This is a genomic window from Pseudomonas sp. LBUM1673, from assembly GCF_059695645.1.
The window spans coordinates 3966536-3987377 of record NZ_CP166780.1 but is presented as its reverse complement, the minus strand read 5'-3'; the positions used below and the strand labels follow the sequence as shown (position 1 = coordinate 3987377).

Annotated in this window: 11 protein-coding genes and 4 pseudogenes; 13 read left to right on the top strand and 2 right to left on the bottom strand. The window is 59.3% G+C overall.

From position 1 onward, the window contains the following. Positions 1–114: 114 nt before the first annotated feature. On the bottom strand, positions 115–1119 hold the full coding sequence (locus tag ACA044_RS18335) for a DMT family transporter (protein WP_497442661.1): 1005 nt from the start codon (positions 1117–1119) through the stop codon (positions 115–117). Between the two features lie 15 nt (positions 1120–1134). Here ACA044_RS18335 and ACA044_RS18330 point away from each other — a divergent pair, with 15 nt between their 5' ends. The 8 genes and pseudogenes from ACA044_RS18330 to ACA044_RS18295 all read left to right on the top strand — a co-directional run. After that, entirely contained in the window at positions 1135–1698 is a 564-nt protein-coding gene (locus ACA044_RS18330) for a helix-turn-helix domain-containing protein (RefSeq protein WP_497442660.1), read from the top strand. 129 nt (positions 1699–1827) lie between these two features. Beyond that, positions 1828–2169, top strand: a complete 342-nt coding sequence (locus ACA044_RS18325) for a hypothetical protein (RefSeq protein ID WP_497442659.1) — start codon at positions 1828–1830, stop codon at positions 2167–2169. Positions 2170–2338: 169 nt separating this feature from the next. After that, entirely contained in the window at positions 2339–3532 is a 1194-nt protein-coding gene (locus tag ACA044_RS18320; RefSeq protein ID WP_497442658.1) for an SfnB family sulfur acquisition oxidoreductase, read from the top strand. A 10-nt stretch (positions 3533–3542) separates the two neighbouring features. Beyond that, positions 3543–4025: an acyl-CoA dehydrogenase gene (locus tag ACA044_RS18315; protein ID WP_497442657.1), complete on the top strand. Its 483-nt coding sequence runs from the start codon at positions 3543–3545 to the stop codon at positions 4023–4025. A gap of 204 nt (positions 4026–4229) precedes the next feature. Continuing rightward, complete coding sequence (locus tag ACA044_RS18310; RefSeq protein WP_497442656.1) at positions 4230–5138, top strand: AMP-binding protein; 909 nt, start codon at positions 4230–4232, stop codon at positions 5136–5138. 115 nt (positions 5139–5253) lie between these two features. Then, positions 5254–6681 (top strand): FAD/NAD(P)-binding protein, encoded by a 1428-nt coding sequence (locus ACA044_RS18305; protein WP_497442655.1) that lies wholly within the window; start codon positions 5254–5256, stop codon positions 6679–6681. Between the two features lie 471 nt (positions 6682–7152). Then, positions 7153–7836: pseudogene (locus ACA044_RS18300) on the top strand (POTRA domain-containing protein); the annotation flags it as partial. Positions 7837–8007: 171 nt separating this feature from the next. After that, positions 8008–8454 (top strand): annotated as a pseudogene (locus ACA044_RS18295) (two-partner secretion domain-containing protein); the annotation flags it as partial. Position 8455: 1 nt separating this feature from the next. On the opposite strand, the pseudogene ACA044_RS18290 reads toward ACA044_RS18295, so the two are convergent. Beyond that, positions 8456–8902, bottom strand: a pseudogene (locus ACA044_RS18290) (ShlB/FhaC/HecB family hemolysin secretion/activation protein); the annotation flags it as partial. Positions 8903–8906: 4 nt separating this feature from the next. Here ACA044_RS18290 and ACA044_RS18285 point away from each other — a divergent pair. From ACA044_RS18285 to ACA044_RS18265, 5 genes and pseudogenes are all read left to right on the top strand, one after another. Further along, positions 8907–15638, top strand: a pseudogene (locus ACA044_RS18285) (DUF637 domain-containing protein); the annotation flags it as partial. Then, on the top strand, positions 15550–16116 hold the full coding sequence (locus tag ACA044_RS18280; RefSeq protein WP_497447257.1) for a cysteine peptidase family C39 domain-containing protein: 567 nt from the start codon (positions 15550–15552) through the stop codon (positions 16114–16116). The pseudogene ACA044_RS18285 and the gene ACA044_RS18280, both read left to right, overlap by 89 nt. Next, on the top strand, positions 16113–16469 hold the full coding sequence (locus tag ACA044_RS18275) for a hypothetical protein (protein ID WP_497442654.1): 357 nt from the start codon (positions 16113–16115) through the stop codon (positions 16467–16469). Before ACA044_RS18280 ends, ACA044_RS18275 begins: the two co-directional genes overlap by 4 nt. A gap of 174 nt (positions 16470–16643) precedes the next feature. After that, positions 16644–20516 carry a DUF637 domain-containing protein gene (locus ACA044_RS18270; protein WP_497442653.1) on the top strand — a complete coding sequence of 1291 codons (3873 nt, stop codon included), beginning with the start codon at positions 16644–16646 and terminating at the stop codon, positions 20514–20516. Positions 20517–20528: 12 nt separating this feature from the next. Further along, a complete protein-coding gene (locus ACA044_RS18265; RefSeq protein WP_497442652.1) occupies positions 20529–20798 on the top strand; it encodes a hypothetical protein in 270 nt (89 codons plus the stop codon). The last annotated feature ends 44 nt before the right edge of the window (positions 20799–20842 follow it).

Below are 20842 nucleotides of genomic sequence, written 5' to 3'. Positions count from 1 at the left end.
CGGTTTCAACCGTTCCGACCCCTTCGCGAGCAAGCCCGCTCCCACAGGGGGAATGCATTCCAAATGTGGGGCTTGCTCGCGAAGGCTATCTGTCAATCACCGCAGATTTCACGCCTATCCCTGTGCTTCTTGCTCCAACTCTTCTTCAGGCGAAGCAACCTTACCCTTGGTCTTCAACTCACTGACAATCACCGCCGCCACAATCAACCCCGCGCCCACCAACGCAATCGCCGGCAACCGTTCTCCGGCAATCCGCCCGACAATCCCGGCCCAAACGGGCTCCCCGGCATAAATCAACGTCGCCCGGGTCGGCGATACACTCTTCTGCGCCCAGTTCATCGCCACCTGAATCGCCGCACTCGCCGCGCCCAACCCCAAAGCGCTGCACAGCAGCAACCAGGAGAAGTCCGGAAGCACTTCCTGAGTTGGCACCACCATCAAAAACGCCAGCGCCGACGTCACCGCCAGTTGCACCACCGTCACCCGGCGCACATCGACCTGGCCGGCATAGGTGCTGATCAAAATGATCTCCGCCGCAATCGCCACGGCGCTGATCAATGTGGCGATTTCACCGGGGCTGAAATTGAACGAAGCGCCAGACGGCCCCGACAGCAGCATCAACCCGGTAAAGGCCAGCATGATCCCGATGCTTGGCATCAACCCCGGACGACGCCCCAGCACCAGCCATTGCAACAACGGCACGAACGGCACATACAGCGCGGTAATAAACGCCGACTGACTGCTGGGGATGCTCTGCAAACCCACGGTCTGCAAGCCGTAACCGAGCATGATCGCCACGCCGATAAACGCCCCGGCCTTGAGTTCGAACAGGGTCAGTTCGCGCAGATGACGCCAGGAGAACAGGGCGACGATGCTCGCCGCCGCGGCAAAACGCAGGCCGACGAAGAACATCGGCCCGCTGACGGTCATCGCATGCTGCACCAGCAAAAAGGTCCCGCCCCAGACGATGGTGATCAGCACCAGCACGCACTCGGCCTTGCTGAGCCGTGAGAAGCGGGAGGAAGCAGGGGAGGAGTTCACCGACGTCATGACCTTGCGCGCTACCTGAGGGAGACGCACAATGCGCCGGAAGTTGGGCAGTATACTGCGCAACACCACTCAGTGAGCAATATAGTGCACAAAGATTCCACCCAACGGGCTTCGGTCCTTCAGCACGTCAGCCAGAACGTCCGACGTCTGCGCCACGCCGCCGACATGAGCCAGACCGCCCTGGCCGAAAAGTCCGGGGTCAGCCGCCGGATGCTGGTGGCCATCGAGGCCGGCGAGAAGAACGTCAGCCTGACCACCCTCGACCGCGTGGCCGAAGCGCTGGATGTGGCGTTCAGCGACCTGATCCAGGCCCCCGACGCCCGCGACCCGAGCCGCATCAACGAACTGGCCTGGGCTGGCACCATCCCCGGCAGCAAGGCGGTGCTGTTGTCGAAAGCCACCGCCACCCGCGAAGTCGAATTGTGGGAGTGGCGCCTGGAACCGGGCGAGCATTACCCCTCGGAACCGGATGCCGAAGGCTGGAGCGAGCAGCTCTACGTATTCGAAGGCTGCCTGACCCTGATGCTCGGCGATCAGCCGCAGAAAATCGCTGCTGGCGAGTTCTTCATGTTTGCCAGCAACCAGCCGCATTCCTATCGCAACGATGGACCGGTGGCGGCGCGGTTTGTGCGTAATGTGGTGATTTGATCGACGCTGATTTCCCGCGTTAAACACGTGTATACCTGTCTCTTCTTACAGTAGACGATCTGCTTCGGATCCCGACAATGGTGAGTGCGCCAGCGAATGGCGGCCCACGCCTCAACATCGGGTTCAACTATGTCTATTCATCACAAAAAGCGGACAGGGCTTTTACCTGCACCCGTACTGCTACAGGCCTGCCATGACATTGTCTTTCTCGAAGATGTCGCTTGTGGTGGCTCGATCAATATCAAGTTGATCGGCGGCGTCTATCCGGGCCTCCAAGTGACCCTTGAATACAGCAATGGCAGCACCGGCCAGACACTGACGGCCCCACTTGATGGAGGGCACGCCTCATTCCTGATTCCTGCTTGCGCGTTCATTGGGAGTCTGTGGCTGGGGATGCGGATTCGATATTGGATCGACGGGTCATCCCACGAAAGCGAAGTCCTCGATTTGGAAGTGGTTACTCGCTTGTAAAGCCAGGCCTGGCTGTTGGCAGGGCAACAGCGATTGAACATTTTGCGTTTTTTCAGTTAATGGAACTCCTTCAAAAAATCAATAACCAGCTGATTAGTAACATAATTAATAGTTGGCACGACTCCTGTTACAGGTCATAGGTATTCACCCGGAGCCACGGAGTCGGCCCATGACAACTTCACCTATTACCGCCCATGTAATCCGCTCGGACGCCGAGGCCATCGCCGTCGCCCACAAACTCGCCGCCCGCTTCGCCGTCGAGGCCAGCGCTCGTGACCGCGAGCGACGTCTGCCGGTGGCCGAACTCGATGAGTTTTCCGCCAGCGGCCTCTGGGGCATCACCATTCCCAAGGAATACGGCGGTGCCGGCGTGTCCTACGTGACGGTCAGCGACGTGATCAAGATCATTTCCACCGCCGATCCGTCACTCGGCCAAATCCCGCAGAATCACCTGGGCGTGCTCGATATCCTGCTGCAAACCGCCACCGAAGAGCAGAAGCGTTATTACTTCGGCAAAGTCCTGCAGGGTTATCGCTTCGGCAACGCCTTCTCCGAATCCAAAAGCAAGAATGCCGGGGCTTTCGAAACCCGTATCCGTTTCGACGAAGACACCGCGCAAATCGACGGCGAGAAGTACTACTGCACCGGCGCCTTGTTCGCGCACATCGTGCCGGCGGTGGCGGTCGATGAACAGAACAAGGCGTTCATCGCCTTCATCGAGCGCGACAATCCCGGGTTGAGCGTGATTGACAGTTGGGACGGTTTTGGCCAGCGCACCACCGCCAGCGGTGGCGTGACTTTGGAGGCGGTGAAAGTGCCGTTGAGCGCGGTGATCCCGGCCCACAAGGCGTTCGACGCACCCACCGCCGACGGCCCGATCTCGCAAATCATCCAGGCCGCCGTGGACACCGGCATTGCCGTCGGTGCCCTGGAAGAAACCAAGCGCTACGCCCGCGAAGCCCGACCGTGGATCGACAGCCAGCAGGATCACGGCTGGCAGGACCCGTTCAGCATCGCCACCATCGGCGATTTGGAATGGCGGGTCCACGGCGCCGAAGCGATCCTCAAAAAGGCCGGCCAGGCTGTCGACCAGGCGTTGCTCAAACCCAGTGAAAACACCGTGGCCCATGCCTCGGTCGTGGTCGCCCAGGCCAAAGTCCTCTCTGCCGAAATCGCCTTGTTCGCCAGCAGCAAACTCTTCGAACTCGCCGGCACCCGCTCGGTGCTCGGCAAGTACAACCTCGACCGTCACTGGCGCAACGCCCGGACGCACACTCTGCACGACCCGGCGCGCTGGAAGTACCACTTGATCGGCAACCACCTGCTCAATGGCGTGAACCCTGCGCGCCATGCCTGGAACTGAGGAGCGACCCATGAACGCCTTGACCCAACCGATTACCGCCGGGCAGTCCCTGGCCAAGCCTCAGCACGATCTGCACAACGCTCGCACGTTGCTCGACGCGACCCTGCGTTTCGTTCGTCAGCAGGCCCAGCCCTGGGCCGGCAGCGGCCTCGCCAAAGCCACCGATGACCCTTACGTGATCAGCCGTTTCGGCGACTTGCAGATCCGCATTGAAGTGGCCGCCGCGTTGCTCGAACGCGCCGAAGATTTTCTGAACAGTGGCCAGGACGATACCGAAATCACTATGGCCATTGCCGAATCGCACCTTGCCAGCGCCGATGCATTACACGTCGTGAGCAACGCCGAATTCGAACTCACCGGCCAGCGCACTCCACTACCAGGATCCCTGAACGACCCGCTGCGCTGGAAACTCCAGGTGATCGGCAACTTCCGCCTCAACGGCATCCATCCACCGAGTGTGCGGCGACAAGACAAAAAAGTGGCGTCTGCCTGAATGACTTGAACACAACCCACATCCCCTGTGGGAGCGGGCTTGCTCGCGAAAGCGGTTCAACATTCAACATAGCTGTCGACTGATCTGCCGCATTCGCGAGCAAGCCCGCTCCCACAATGGTTCGGTGGTGTTTTAGAGATTGCATTAACCCTTCAGCCCGGCGGACCACCGCATGCTTTTTGCCCATGGATGAGAGGTAAGCCAATGAGCGTGCATGAACTCAAACGTTCGCCCATCGCGGACACCGCCGAATGGCAAGTCAAGGTGCCCCGGGCTCTGGAACAGCTGCAGCACTGGGCTCAGGTCAGCCCGTTGCAACCGGCCCTGCGCCACAAGCGCCACGGCCAGTGGTTCGTCTGGCGCTGGATCGATGCCTTGCGCGATGTCGAGCGGTTGGCCGATGGCTTGCGTCAGCAGGGTTTTACCGAAGACTCGCGCCTGGCCCTGAGCGGTGCGTTCGAGCCGAACCTGTTGCTACTCGCGCTGGCCGCCCGACACATCGGCGCTGAACTCCTGACGCTGCCGGACAACCTCGATCCCGAAGCCCTGCACAAAGCCTTGTGGCGCAGCCGTCCGACCCACGCATTTGTCCAGAGGCAACAGACGCAGCAACTGTGGATCAACCAAGGCCTGGCGCTGCTCAATTTCACTGATCTGTTCGGCCCGGGGGAAACCCCGCAGCGCCTCAACCGCTGGGGCCAAGGCGCACAACAGCTGTGGAGCGAGGAGGGCACCCAGTGGCAGCACGGCCTGACGGTGCTGCTGGAACAATGGCTGGCCAGCGGCCAATCCCTGGCCTTCCCGGAAAGCCCCGGCAGCGCCAGCCGTGATCGTCGTGAAGTGGCGCCGTCCGGGTTGCTGTTGTCCGCCGAACGCCTGCACCTGCTCGCCGCTGAAATCGACAGCCGCCTCGCGCCCCACGGCACTTGGCGCCGACGCCTCTATGACTGGGCCATCGCTCATTCGGAAAAAGGCCTGCAACGGTTGATCAAAAATCGCGTTCGCCGTTTGTTAGGCTTCCACAACCTGCATTTCATCTGGCAAGCCACCCGCATTTGCGATGCTCAAGCCGACCCGACCTGGCTCGCCGAATTCAAACGGGACATCGCATGAGCTCGATCGCCTATTATCGTCCAGGAGATTTTCGAAATCGTGGCGCAACCCAATCGAGACGAGCAGGTGAGCGGCACGACTTCTACTTAGGTAAACATTGATCAGTGAGAACGCCATGACTGACACCTCAAGCGGACAGGCGACCAACATCATCCGCCATGCGGACATCCTGATCATCGGTGGTGGCCTGAGCGGCACGATGCTCGCGGCGCAGTTGTTGCGTTTGCCGGGCAAACGTCAGGTGCTGGTGATCGAACCCCGCGCCGAACTCGGTCGGGGCGAGGCGTACAGCGCGGTCGAGTTGGGCCATACGCTCAACGGCAATGCGGCGCGGATGAGCGTCGACCCGGACAACGCTGATGATTTGACCCAATGGCTGACTGAATACATCGCTGGCGGCGGCTGGCCGGAGTCGGATGAGCAACATGTGCCAATCAGTGAACTGTTTCCGCCGCGCGGGCTGTTCGGTGTTTATGTGCAGCAGCGCTTGGCCGAAGCGCAGGCGGTGGGCGCGCGGTACGGCTCGACGGTGGAGCATATACTCGCTGAAGTGGTCGATTTAAAGACCGATGCCGATTCGGTGCAGCTCACCTTGAGTGACGGGCAATGCTTGCAAGGTGCTTATACGGTTTTGGCCACGGGAATGTTTCCTGCCGCCCGCACGCCGCAAACCGAATCCAGCGGCTTGAATGCGGCTGCGCTCGACCCGTGGGATGTCGCCGCCATGCAACAGCTCGATCCGCAGTCAACGGTGCTGATCATCGGCTCGGGCCTGACCATGGTCGATGCCGTGGTATCGCTGGAACAAGCCGGGCATCGCGGGCCGATTGAAGTGTTTTCACGCCATGGCCTGCTGCCGCATGTGCGGCGACAGCCTCCGGCCTGGACCGATTTTTTGGCCGAGGACCCCAGCATCCGCACGCCGCGTCAGTTGGTGCGCGAACTGCGCCGGCATTGCCGCGACGCCGTCGCCCAAGGCATCGACTGGCAAGCGCCGCTGGACACGGTGCGGGCGCACATCGGGCGGTTGTGGAGTCAGGCGACGGATGTGCAGCGTCGCCAGTTCGTGCGGCATGTGCGGCCGTGGTGGGAAAGCCATCACCATCGCTCGCCGCCGTTGAGTGCAAAGTTGGTGGAACGGCTGCATGGGGAAGGGCGGTTGCGGATTCATGCCGCGTCGTTCAAGGGGCTTGAGCCTTCGTTGAACGGCGGTGTGAGTATCCGCATCCGTCGTCGTGGCGAGGCCGAAACCTGCGTGGTGCACGGCTTGGCGCTGATCAACTCCAGCGGCATCGAATACGACTGGCGCCGGGTCGCCCGGCCGTTGCCGCAGCAACTGTTGGCACGTGGGCTGGTACGACCGGGACCATTGGCGTTGGGCATTGCCGCAGCGGTTGACGGCGCGGTACTAAGCGCTGATGGACAGGTCGCCAGCCGTTTGTTCGCCATGGGCCCACCGTTGCGCGGGATGTGGTGGGAGAGCACGGCGGTGACCGATGTGGCGAGCCAGGCCAAGTCTCTGGCGGCGCGATTGGTGGTTTGACCGAAAGTTGGAGGGTGTTTTTTCGGGCCTCTTCGCGAGCAAGCCCGCTCCCACACTGGATCTTCTGTGAACCCATTATTTGTGACCGACACAAATCAACTGTGGGAGCGGGCTTGCTCGCGAAGAGGCCAGCCCATCCACCACAAAACCCAAAGTGATACCGATAAACAGGCGATGTTTAACCGACATCTCCAGATACTCACTCTTGCTGGCCGCAATCCAACGAGGACAAACCCCCTCGCCACTGTATCGAGCCCGCCACGTCGTTCAGTGGGGCTGACGCAATGAACAATAATTTCCCGGTCGGCTGAATCTTTCAAAATGTTTGCGGTCTGTTTCACGTCAATAATAGCTGGCGTCATTTAGCCAGTGTTTCTGACATCAATTTCAGGGTGACGACGACCCTTCCCCTGCGGGCATCAATGTGCCCTCAGCACTTAACAATGGACTGTTATGTTTATCTCCCCACGGATGTGGCCGGTGCTGTGCGCGCTATTACTTGGCCTGGGCACACAGAGCAGCGCCTATGGCGCCAGCCCGCCAACGCCAGGCGACCAGGACCTGATCCGCGATCGCCAGAACCGCCTGATTGAAGAACAGCGGCGTCGGCTGGAAGAACTCAAGGAACTGCCGGGCAAGCCAACATTGCCCGCAACGCCTGGCGCCCCGGTGGAGACACGTTGCTTTCCTATCAAAGACATCGAGCTCAAGGGCGCCGACAGTCTTTCTGCATCCGATCGTGAGCGTTTGCTCAAGCCTTATATCGGTCAATGCCTGGGCGTCTCGCAACTCAACGAATTGCTCAGGGTCATCACCGACCATTACATAAGCAAGGGCATGATCACCAGCCGCGCTTACTTGCCGCAACAAGACCTCTCCAGCGGCCACTTAAGTGTGTTTGTAGTCGAGGGCAAACTCGAGGGTTTGAAGGGCGCTGAGGACAGCCATATCTCCGATCGAGAACTGTCCATGACCTTCCCCGGTAAAACCGGCGAATTGCTCAATCTTCGTGAAATAGAACAACTGGTGGATCAGTTGAACCGCTTGCCCTCCAACCAGGCGCAAATGGAACTGACCCCCGGCGTTCAGCTCGGCGGCAGCAGCGTGCTGGTCAAGAACGACCCGCAAAAGCCTTGGCGTACCAGCCTGTGCCGAATGTCCAGCAGCTCTCTGGAGTTCTTCGCCCGTGGCAAGTACCTCGCCACTCGCGTGACGTTCGCCCACTCGCTGGAACGCCCCACCGTGCTCACCGAGCGCGAGGCGCCGATCTACTTCCAGGTCGACCTGTTTCTTTAATTCATTTGTTATCGCGTCGAGATTCTGAATATGGACGTTCACCAGCTTGCCTTTCTGTCCCGCCAGCCTTCGGCTGCCGTGGCCCCTCGCACGCACTTCCTGGGCATGCCCAAACGCTTGCTGGCATTGCTGCTGGCGAACGTCATGTTCTGGCAGCCGATCTGGGCCCAGGCCGAGGGCATCGCCGTCAGCGGCAACACCCAGACCGGCATAGGGCAGGCTGGCAATGGCGTACCGGTGATCAATATTGCCGCACCCAACGGTGCCGGGCTCTCGCACAACCAGTTCAAGGATTACAACGTCGATCGCCAGGGCGTGATCCTCAACAACGCGACAAACGCGGTGCAGAACACCCAACTGGGTGGCCACATCCTGGGCAACAGCCAGCTCGGTGGACGGGCAGCCGGCACCATCCTCAACGAAGTCAACGGCGGTAGCCCCAGCCAGCTCAACGGCTACACCGAAGTGGCAGGCCAGCACTGCGCTGGCCCGTGGCGAGGCTGCTGAACGTGAAGGACTCGCCCAGCCAGTTGAACGGCAACAGGTAACTGGCCGTGGCGGTGTACTTTCGATAGCGAGCGTTGGCGGTAAGGTTGCCGGCATCATCACGACGCTGGTCGTTGCCTTGCGCATCCAGCGCGCCGATGCCCTGCTGCATGCCCAGGTCCAGGTTGACGAACGAATGGCCGATACGCCGGCCATGGTTGATACCCAACTGGGCTTCGGTAATACGCTGGCTGCTGTTATCCAGACGGCTGTCTTCGATGTAGTTGTTGGTGCGCAGGTGGGAGAAGCCGGCATTGATCGAGGTTTTGCTCACTGCATCGCGATGGACGAGGCGCTCGGCGCGCAATTGGTGATTCTCGCTGTCGCCGCTCTGGCTGAAGTTGAAACCATTGCCTTGGACCTGGGAGCGGTATTCGCTCTACACGCCGCGCGTGACCCTCAGCACCGGCAGGCCTGTACTCGACGGCTCCGGCATGCTTGATCACTTCGAGGTGGATGGCGGCAGCATCACCATCGATGGCATGGGGCTTGATGCGGCCAACATTGATCAATTCGACCTGATTACCCGTTCGGCGAAGATCAACGCCGACATCCATGCCCGGCAGTTGAATGTCATCACCGGCGCCAACAATGTCAACGCCGACAGCCTGGCGACCACGCCTCGCGCGGCCGGTGATGCCGACAAGCCTCAACTGGCAATCGATGCGGCGGCGCTGGGCGGGATGTATGCCAACACCATCAAACTGGTGGGCACCGAGCAGGGTGTCGGGGTCAAGCTGGCGGGCAACATGGCCGCCAGTGCCGGCGATATTCAAATCGACGCCGGCGGCCATCTGAGCATGGCGCAGACATCGGCCCAAGGTGCCTTGCGGGTCAACGCGCAGAGTGTCGAGATGAACGGCAAGGCTTACGCCGGCAGCGTCGATGTACGTACCCCCGGCGAGCTGGTCAACCGGCAGAGCCTGGCCGCCCGCAACCGCATCGACATCAATGCCGACAAACTCAGTAACTCGGGTGTGATTGCCGCGGGCATCGAAGCTGACAACAGCCGCAACACCACGGGCGACCTGAGCATCACCAGCCCCTCCGTGACCAACAGCGGCAGCCTCGAAGCCAGTCGCTCGTTAAGCATCCGTGCGAGCACAACCCTGACCAATCAAGGCGTGGTTCAGGGCACGGCGGTTGATCTGACCAGCGCCCGGGTTACCAATCAGGGCGTTGCCGCGCGAATCGTCGGTGACCAGTCGCTGGTGATCAATACGCCGGCCATCGTCAACCTGGCAGGGGTGATCCGCTTTGGTACGGGGCAGGCGGCCACCTTGCAACTCGACAGCCTGGACAACCGCGAAGGCCTGATCCAAGTGCTGGGCGGCAGCCTGACAATCACCGCCCGCCAGCTGGATAACCGTGGCGGGCAAATCGACGCCGGCGGCCTCCTCGTCGATACCGCCACGCTAGATAATCGCGCCGGCCTGCTGTCTGCCCGCGCAGGTAATGCGCAGGTGAACACCCGCGGCAGGTTCGACAACACCTCGGGCACTCTCCAGGCGCAAAACCAGCTTTCAGTCACGGGCCAGGAGATCATCAATCAGGGCGGCAGACTGCTGGCGGTCAACGGTGACCTCGATTTGAAAGCCTCGAGCCTCGATAACCAGCTCGGCAACGTACTGGGGGCCAAGGTCAGCATTCGTGCGCCGGGTGGGCAGGTCGACAACCGCGGCGGGAAAATTGTCGGCGAGCGCGTTGATCTGAACGCCTCGGGGCTCGACAACCGCAACGCAGGGCTACTGGCGGCAGGCGCCCAGGGCATGAGCCTGATCTTCGATCCGGCGGCCATCCAGGCGCAGTTGCTCAATAACAAGGGGCGTATTCAGAGCGACGCCGGTCTTTTGCTGCAAGGTGGCTGGCTGGACAACAGCGCTGGCACGGTGCTCGGTAAAACCATCCAGGTCGATGCTCAACGCCTGATCAACAACGGCGGCGTCATCCTCGCCGACGCCGGGCTTGCCAGCTTGAAACTCGGCAAGGGCAGCATCGCCAACCTCGGCGGTACGATCCAGGGCGACACCGTCGAGGTGACCGCCGGCAGTGTCGATAACAGCAGCGACGGCACCCAGGCCGGCATGGTTGCCAGCCTGGTGGGCGAACTGACGTTGACCGTCGATTCGCTGACCAGCCGCGCCGGCCAATGGGCTGGGTCGTGCACAGCTCAACGAGGCCCTGACGTACACCAACGATTCGCTGACGCTTCAGGCTGGCGATCGCCTGGCCAGCAGCAGCGCTCTGGTGCTCAACCTTGGCAGCCTGAACAACGGCGGCGAGCTGCTCAGCGATGGCGACCTCACGCTGAACCTTACGGGCGATCTGTTCAACAGCGGTCGGTTATCCGCGCAAAAAATACTGGATATCACCGCCCATGACTTCCGCCAGAACAACGGACGCATGGGGGCCGGCACCGACACACACGCCTCAACCTGAGCGGTACGCTGGATAATCTCGGTTACCTGACTGCACGCCAGAACCTGCGCATCGACGCGGCGCAAATCGACAACCGCGGCACACTGGGTGCCCAAGGCAAGGTCGACCTCACCGCCACCGGCGGCATCACCAACGACGCCGATACATTGCTGTTCAGCGGCGGCGACATGACCTTGCGCGCCAGTCGCCTGCTCAACCGGTATGGCGACCTCTACAGCGCCGGCAATCTGAGTTTCGCCGGCATCGGTGGTGGTGCAGCGCAAAGCTTCAGCAACCTCTCCGGTACCGTCGAAAGCGAAGGCAACATAAGCCTCTACGCCGCCTCGGTGGAAAATGCCAAGGCCGAATTCGAACTGGGCCAACAACGGGTAAGTGGCACCTTGAGTTGGGTGTGCGGCCAACACTGTGGCGGTCATGACTCCTTCAAACGTGGCCAGATCACCATCGGCCAAACGTTCATCGAGCGCGCCATCAAGGACTCTGTGTCGGCGCGTCTGGTCGCAGGCAAAGACCTCAACATCCAGGCCTCAAGCGTGCAGAACCGCTACAGCCTGCTGGCCGCCAACAACAACCTGACCATCATTGCCGATGACCTGCTCAACCAGGGCGCGTCCACCCGCACCGGGCAGAACACCATCAAGATCGGTACACCGGGGCGCATTGCCACCGGTTACTGGGACCAGATGGAGTTCGTCGACGTCCCGGCCTTCAACGCGGCTGTTGCCGCCGGCCATTACGACGACGCCCGCTTCGAGCTGCTGAAATCGCGCTCCAGCGACAGCCGCTTCCGGGAGCAAAGCAACGTCACCGTCTGGACCGACGACCCTCAGCCAACCTACGCGGCCACGATTCAGGCCGGCGCCACCGTCAACCTGAACGTCACGCGTACCGTGCAAAACGGAACACTGCACCAGAACACGCTCGCGCAATTGACCGGTACGCTGGGCGATGACCAGACCGGCGTTGAGGTCGGGGGCGTCGACATCAACCTCAACCCGCAGGCGACCGGTGCCGACGCCGTGACGCCTGCCGTGGCGCAGCCCATCGAGGGTATCGCGGCGGATGGCAGCGTACAGACCTTCTTCAAACCGGTGGATTACAGCGGCCTGCCGTTCACTTCCGTGGACCCGACGGCCGCGCCCACCTTTCAACTGCCCAAGGGCGATTACGGGTTGTTCATCAAGAACCCCAACCCGACAAGCCGCTACCTGATCGAGACCAACCCGAACTTCACGAATCTGTCGCAGTTCTTTGGTTCGGACTACCTGCTCAAGCAGTTGAACATCAACGCCGACAGCAATTGGCGTCGACTCGGCGATGGCTTGTACGAGCAGCGCCTGATTCGCGATGCGGTGCTGGCGAAAACCGGCCAGCGCTTTCTCGCCGGCGGTTTGACCAGCGATTACGACCAATACCGCTACCTGATGGATAACGCCCTCGCCAGCAAAGACGCACTGCGCCTGAGCCTTGGCGTCTCGTTGACGGGCGAGCAGGTCAGCGCGCTGACCCATGACATCGTCTGGATGGAAAACCGCATCGTCGACGGGCAAAAAGTCCTCGTGCCGGTGCTGTACCTGGCCCAGGCAGACACCCGCAACGTACGCGGCAGCAGCCTGACCCAGGGCCGGGACTTGAACCTGTTCACCGGCGGCGATCTGATCAACGTCGGCACGCTGCGCGCCAGCAACAACCTCAACATTCAAAGCGCCGGCAGTGTCTATCAGGGCGGGCTGGTCGAGGCTGGCAACGACCTGCAAATCCTGGCGCAAGACAGCATCCGCAACGCCATGGCCGGCAAGATCCGCGCCAGCCGGGTAAGCCTTGCCGCACTCAAGGGCGACATCATCAACGACCGCACCGCGATCCAGGTTCGTGACGGCTCCGGCATGCGCACCCTGACCGATGCGGGCAGCAGCATCAGCGCCCGGGAAAACCTGGCCGTTGCGGCCGGCCGCGACCTGACCAACCACGGCGCATTAAGCAGTGGCGGCAACGCGACCCTGACGGCGGGTCGGGACATCAACCTGGCGGCCAAAACCGATACCAGCGAGAAACACGAGTTCAGCGACGGCGGCCACAAGTCGAGCATCACCACTGACGTGAAAAACCTCGCCGCGACCGTCACGGCCGGCGGCAACCTGACCCTGGACGCGGGCCGCGACGTCACTGTCATCGCCAGCCAGGCCAAGGCCGGGAACAACCTGACCATCAAGGCCGGCCAGGACTTCAACGTGACCTCTGCCGACGACATCCACAACGTCGCGAGCAAAACCAAGGACGGCAAAAAACGCATCACCGAAGAAAACGACCGCACCACCCAAGCCGCCAGCGTCCTGAGCGCGGGCAACAACTTCAACGCCCAGGCCGCCCGCGACATCAACCTCATCGCCAGCAAGATCAGCGCCGGCAACGAAGCGTATCTGTACAGCGGCAACAAGCTGAGCCTGCTGGCCGCGCAGAACAGTACCCATACGCTTTATGACATGAAGGAGAAGGGTAACTGGGGCGCCAAGAAAGCCCAGCGCGATGAAGTGACCCAAATCACCCACGTCGGCACCGAAATCAACACCGGCGGCCGTCTCACCCTCGCCAGTGCCGGCGACCAGCGCTACCAGGTCGCCAAGCTCAACAGTGGCGAAGACCTGATCCTTGAAAGCGGCGGTGCCATCACCTTTGAGGGGGTGAAAGACTCTCACCAGGAGAGCCACGACAAGAGCAGCAATAGCTGGGCGTGGACCAGTATGGAGAACGAAGGCCAAGTTGATGAAACGCTGCGGCAAAGCCAGCTGATTGCTAAAGGTCAGACGCTCATCAAAGCGGTTGATGGGTTGCACATCGATATCAAGAACATCAACCAACAAAGCGTGAGCCAGGCGATCGATGCCATGGTGCAAGCTGATCCGAGCATGGTTTGGCTCAAAGACGCTGAAGCGCGGGGCGATGTGGATTGGCGTCAGGTTAAAGAGCTGCATGACAGTTGGGATGAAAGCCATTCCGGGCTAGGTGGTCCGGCGATGATTATTATCATCATCATCGTCACCTACTTCACAGCCGGTGCAGCCTCAGGTTTCGTGGCTTCTGCCGCAAACGCAGGGGCGGGCAGCGCATTAGCAGCCGGTACTGCGGCGACCGCAACGACACAAGCTGTCGCCGCTGGCTGGGCGAACGCTGCCCTCACCGCCGTGCTCACCTCTGCAGCCAGTACGGCCACGGTCAGTACCATCAACAATAAAGGCAATCTTGGCGCGGCCCTCAAAGAAACCTTCAGCGCTGACAGCATGAAAAACTACATCGTTGCCGGGGCCGTGGCGGGTTTTACCACCGGTCTGTTCAACGATTGGACCAGTACCAGCACCGATTCAAGCGTCGCGTTGACTGACTCCACCAACGGGGCTTTGGCTAACACGGGCAAGGTCGTAGTTTCCAATTCCGGCGGGTTGAGCAGCCTGGAAGGTGTCGCCCAGTTCACTGCAAACCAGGCTCTGCAAAACAGCACCTCTGCGTTGCTCAACAAAGCACTGGGTCGCGACGGCAGCCTTGGTGATGCCTTGCAAAGCAGTCTGGTGAATGCGTTTGCTGCCTATGGCTTCAATCTCGTGGGTGATATCAGCCTACAGAACGGCCTGCCAAACGGAGGCCTCGCCAAAATTGGCTTGCACGCGGTGATGGGGGGCTTGGCCTCGCTCGCCGCAGGCGGAGACTTCAAAACGGGTGCCTTGGCGGCCGGCGTCAACGAAGCCCTGGTCGACAATTTGGCCTCGGTCTATGCCGGGATGCCGAAAGCGGATAGGGATCGGCTGTTGGCCATGAACTCGCAACTGATCGGTGTGCTGGCGACTGCTGTGCAAGATCCTGATGCTGACACTGACAAGCTGCAAACAGGAGCATGGGTCGCGCAGAACGGGACGTTATACAACCGACAGTTGCATCCCGATGAAATTGAGTTTGCTAGCGACGATGAGCGTGTTCGGCGTTTTGCTGGTGAGAATGGACTGACCATTGAAGAAGCTCAGCAAGAACTCTTGCGCACAGCAGCGGCAATGGTTGATCGCGGTTGGAACAATGTCCTCAGTGAGGAAGATGGCAACACTGCTAAAGCGGGAGGTTTCCTCAGGACAGAGTTGGCTCAAGCCAAAAATGATCATCTGTTTCAAGTTTCGTTGGCTGATTACAACAATGAGCGTGTGGGGTTAATGGAGCTGTTCAAGGATAAAGCCTCCTTGGAGAAGGTCCTGAAAAACGTCGCTTTGGTCGATCCTCTTGAGTACCGAACAGACGCTAAATACATGCAAGAAGTGTTGAATGCCAAAGGAGAGGGCAGCCAAGAAGGCTTTGTCTTGGCGCTGGAGGGAGCGGCTAGCGGTCCATCGAAAACAGCGCTGTGGGCAATGGGCGCGGCCAATTGCCCGAGCTGCGCTGCTGACGATATCGAAAACGCCTGGAATTCGATCCTGAGCTTGCCTGAAGAGTTGCGTTTAAAAGGGTATTTGGACAATCTACACATCATGCAGGGCGGTGGTGCGGATGTTATTAGAGGTAATGAATCTGCAGCCACAGCGGTTGGCGTTGGCCTCGGGCTCGCGATTGATGGTGGTTTGGGGGGGGGTAAAGCCCTCCACCGGTATCGATGTCAAAGCAACAGGGGGGGCAAGGGAAGTTGCTGGTACGGGTGCTAGAAATCCGTTGCTTGATGATGCGATACCGAGAAATGGTGATCGTCTTGTTGTGAATCAGGGGCCTGTGCCTACTTGCGGTCATAACTCTTGTGGTATGGTTTTGAATACGTTGGGTAAGGACGTTGATGTAGAAGCTCTTATTCAAAAACTTCCGCCTTCAGAAAAAGGGATTTTTGCTCAGGATGTCGTAGTCCTGATGAAGTCTGAAGGTGTTCCTGCAAGTGCCTTTGGGAACAGAAATGTCGCCGACTTGGCTAGATACACCTCAAATGGAACTCCAGTGGTTGTTCGGATTTTTGACAAAACCGGAGGCTCTGACTTCTCTCACTTTGTGGTGGTGGATGGAGTTACAACTAGAAACGGTATTCCTGTTGTTGCTATTCGTGATCCTCATGGTACGCAGTATTTCAGTCCTGTTACTACCTTTGAGAGAAATTTCTCGGGTGAGGTTGTTGTTCCTAGGAGTGCTTTGGAATGAAATTAAATATTAATTTCCCTAATAACTTGATTACTGATGAATTGCTCAGGCAAGAGCGAATTCCTTGTTTGTGCAAGATATCAAAAGAGTTTGAAGTTTCTTTTTCAGACACTATCCCAGAATCGTCTGGGGTTGTGTCCGAGTGGGATCGTAAAGAATTGGAGTTAAGGGCTATTGCGAGTGCAGGAGGTAAATACACGCACTATGCTTTTGGCCTGATCACCTTGAAGGAAATTGGGTTGGGTGTTTACAAAATTATTGATCTTGAGATGTTTTATAGGAGTTTTGGTTGGTGCGCTATTTTGAAAGGTGGTGAGTATGCTCCACCAGGTAACTTCTGGGACGAAGAGTGATAGCTATTGGTAGCCTCTACTGATTAGTTGGTGCAAAGGGTCCGATCCTATAGTAAAAAAGTTGAAAGAAAAGGGGACGGATTTATTTGTCCCGTCTGTCCCCTTTTTTGTCCGGCGTCGACGATCAACAACAAAGGTGTGCAAGAGCAGGACATCGAATCCACCCGAAGATTCGTGAACTGGGTCAACGAAACCGCCTCGGCCATCAGAATGGCTGACCTCTTCACCCAACGAAACAACCCGACACCTTCGGCCACCGTCGAACAGGACATGAGCAACTTTCTGGCCTGGATGGGCGAAACACTGCCGACCAGCAGCCGCGTCGTCAGCGGCGAGTCTCTGGATGCAATCATCCAGGCGGGTGGAAACGTCACCCTCGATGCCACCCAGAACATCAACAACAGCGTGGTTCGCCCGTACTACGCCTATGTGGCGGCGGGTCGTACCCAAACCGACACCGGCGCGGGCAGTGGCTACTCGACGCGGATCCAGATCAACCAGCAACTCGCCCCCGATCTGGCCCAGCAACAAGTCAACCCGCTGACGCTCCCCGGCTTCAACCTGCCCACCAGCCAGAACGGCCTGTTCCGCCTGAGTCAGGAAGGCAGCACCAACCCGACCGGCACCGGCCCGCAAAGCTGGACCCTCACCGGCGCCAGCGTCACCTCGTCTACCAGTGCGCCGGTCACCCTCAACCGCGTGCAAGGCGTGCCGAGCAACGCCGGCAAATCCCAGCCGCACAAATACCTGATCGAAACCAACCCGGCACTCACCGACCTCAAGCAATTCATGAGTTCGGACTACCTGCTGTCCGGCCTCGGCTACGACCCCGACCAGAGCGCCAAGCGCCTGGGCGACGGCCTCTACGAGCAGAAACTGGTCCAGCAAGCCGTGGTCGCCCGCACCGGCCAACGCTTCATCGACGGCCAGACCTCGGACGAAGCGCTCTACAAGTACCTGATGAACAACGCCATCGCCAGCAAGGAGCAGCTCAACCTGAGCCTCGGCGTGACCCTCACTTCACAGCAAGTCGCGGCCCTGACCCACGACATCGTCTGGCTCGAAGAGCACGAAGTGAACGGCGAAAAAGTGCTGGTGCCGGTGCTGTACCTGGCCAACGCCAACAATCGCCTGGCGGCCAACGGTGCGCTGATCCAGGGCAGCGACGTAACCCTGATCGCCGGCAAAGACCTGAACAACGCCGGCACCCTGCGCGCCAGCCAGAACCTTGATGCGACGGTCAAGAATGATCTGGTCAGCAGCGGGTTGCTGGAGGCGGGGGACCAGTTGAAGGTGCTCGCCACCAATAATTTGACCAACAAGTCGGGGGGCATTATTGCCGGGCGGGACGTGACGCTCGAGACCACGAACGGCGACGTCGTCAACGAGCGCACGGTGACCTCCCACGACAGCAGCGTTGGCGACTACAGCCACGCACGAGACTTCGTGGACAACGCCGCCCGCATCGAAGCCGCCAACAACCTGGTGATCAACGCCGGGCGCGACGTGCTCAACATCGGTGGAGTGCTGAAAAGCGGTGGCGACATGGAGATCGATGCCAAGCGCGACGTCACTATCACTTCGGTGGAGGAGCGCCACTCCGAAAGCCGTACCAACTTCCTCGACTCAACTCTCACCCAGCACGGCGCCGAGGTCAGTTCCGGTGCCGGCCTGACAATCGATGCCGGCCGCGATATGGCGGCGGTCGCCAGCAAGATCGACGCCAAGGGCGACGTGACCATCGAGGCCAAGCGCGATGTGTTCTTCGGTGCCGCTGCCGACGAAGAGCATTCCTATTTCAAGGACAAAAAGGAAACCCGTCAGGTAGACCACATCAGTCAGATCGGCACTTCACTGGAGGCCGGCGGCAAACTCACGCTCAAGTCTGGCAATGACATGACCCTGATCGCCAGCGACATCAGCGCCGGCAAAGAAGCCTACCTGCACGCCGACGGCGACCTGCAACTGCTGGCCGCGCAAGACAGTGACTACTCGCTGTACGACATGAAAAAAAGCGGTGGGTGGGGCAGTGAAATGACCCAGCGCGATGAGGTGACGCAGATCACCCACATTAGTACGCAGATCAAGTCCGGTGGCGACCTGACGTTGTCCAGCGGTGGGGATCAGCGGTATCAGGTGGCGAAGCTCGACAGCGGCAATAACATCATTCTCGACAGTGGTGGCAGCATCACTTTCGAAGCGGTGAAGGACTCTCGCCAGGAGAGCCACAACAAGAGCAGCAATAGCTGGGCGTGGACCAGTATGGAGAACGAAGGCCAAGTTGATGAAACGCTGCGGCAAAGCCAGTTGATTGCTAAAGGCCAGACGCTCATCAAGGCGGTTGATGGGTTACACATCGATATCAAAGACATCAACCAACAAAGCGTGAGCCAGACGATCGATGCCATGGTGCAAGCTGACCCGAGCATGGCCTGGCTCAAAGACGTAGAAGCGCGGGGCGATGTGGATTGGCGCCGGGTTAAAGAGCTGCATGACAGCTGGGATGAAAGCCATTCCGGGCTAGGTGGTCCGGCGATGATTATTATCATCATCATCGTCACCTACTTCACAGCCGGTGCAGCCTCAGGTTTCGTGGCTTCTGCCGCAAACGCAGGGGCGGGCAGCGCATTAGCAGCCGGTACTGCGGCGACCGCAACGACACAAGCTGTCGCCGCTGGCTGGGCGAACGCTGCCCTCACCGCCGTGCTCACCTCTGCAGCCAGTACGGCCACGGTCAGTACCATCAACAATAAAGGCAATCTTGGCGCGGCCCTCAAAGAAACCTTCAGCGCTGACAGCATGAAAAACTACATCGTTGCCGGGGCCGTGGCGGGTTTTACCACCGGTCTGTTCAACGATTGGACCAGTACCAGCACCGATTCAAGCGTCGCGTTGACTGACTCCACCAACGGGGCTTTGGCTAACACGGGCAAGGTCGTAGTTTCCAATTCCGGCGGGTTGAGCAGCCTGGAAGGTGTCGCCCAGTTCACTGCAAACCAGGCTCTGCAAAACAGCACCTCTGCGTTGCTCAACAAAGCACTGGGTCGCGACGGCAGCCTTGGTGATGCCTTGCAAAGCAGTCTGGTGAATGCGTTTGCTGCCTATGGCTTCAATCTCGTGGGTGATATCAGCCTACAGAACGGCCTGCCAAACGGAGGCCTCGCCAAAATTGGCTTGCACGCGGTGATGGGGGGCTTGGCCTCGCTCGCCGCAGGCGGAGACTTCAAAACGGGTGCCTTGGCGGCCGGCGTCAACGAAGCCCTGGTCGACAATTTGGCCTCGGTCTATGCCGGGATGCCGAAAGCGGATAGGGATCGGCTGTTGGCCATGAACTCGCAACTGATCGGCGTGCTGGCGACTGCTGTGCAAGATCCTGATGCTGATACCGACAAGCTGCAAACCGGGGCGTGGGTTGCGCAAAACGGCACGCAGTACAACTTTGGGGACCACTTGCCTCCAGGCTTGTCTGAATATGGGCAAGCGGCAACCTCCCTGGTCGAATACATGCAGGGACAGGGAGCCACAGCTGAAGAAATAGCCCAAGCACAGCTTGCGCTCGCTCAAGGAGAAGGGTTTGATGGTGTCCAGCCTGCTAATGAGTTCGTCAAGGCCTGGGGTACGTTCATGGCCGGGGAGTTCTTCGGCATAGGGGCAGGGATTGCGCTAGGGACAAAAGGAACTGGGGCTGTTGTAGATGACGCGATCAAGGCATTACCAGCTCCAAGGCAAATAGATGCATCGTGGAGCGCGAGCACTTACAACAAGGGCGGTCTGATGACAGGTATTGAGCATGTATTCTATCGCCATGGACCTGACTCAGGATTTGCGAATGTTAGTAAGTTTTCGCAAGGAACATCTGTTAAAGACGTCTCTAGTTATGTTGATAACGCGTTGAGATATGGGAAGGTAACTCCTAATGGCCCAAGTGGACACGTTATTGAGTACAACGCAGGCAAGGTGATTGGAACAAGCGTCTCAGGCGCTTCAACATCGACAATCAAAATAAATGTTCGGGATGGTGTAATTCAGACTGCATTTCCGTACTAGTTAGGAATGGTTATGAGTAGTGGCGGCACACTAATAGAACGATTTGTCGTCCAAGAGTTGGACGACAGCGTTCGCTCTATTTTGAAAGATGCCTTTGATGAGCGGATGCGCTCAAAGAACGTTTTGCTGAGGGAGTTCGAGTTTAATTGCTTTGACGTTTCTCTGGACTTTGAAAAAGGTATTGTCACATTGCAAGATGTTCTTTCCGCTGGAGAGAGTAGCTCTCTTGATATACCGATGCGTGACTTTATCTCTGCTTGCGGTTTGAACGTCTCTTGTTAGTTGTAGAAGCCTAGCCAACTGGTCTGAGTGGAGGTCTGCTGTCA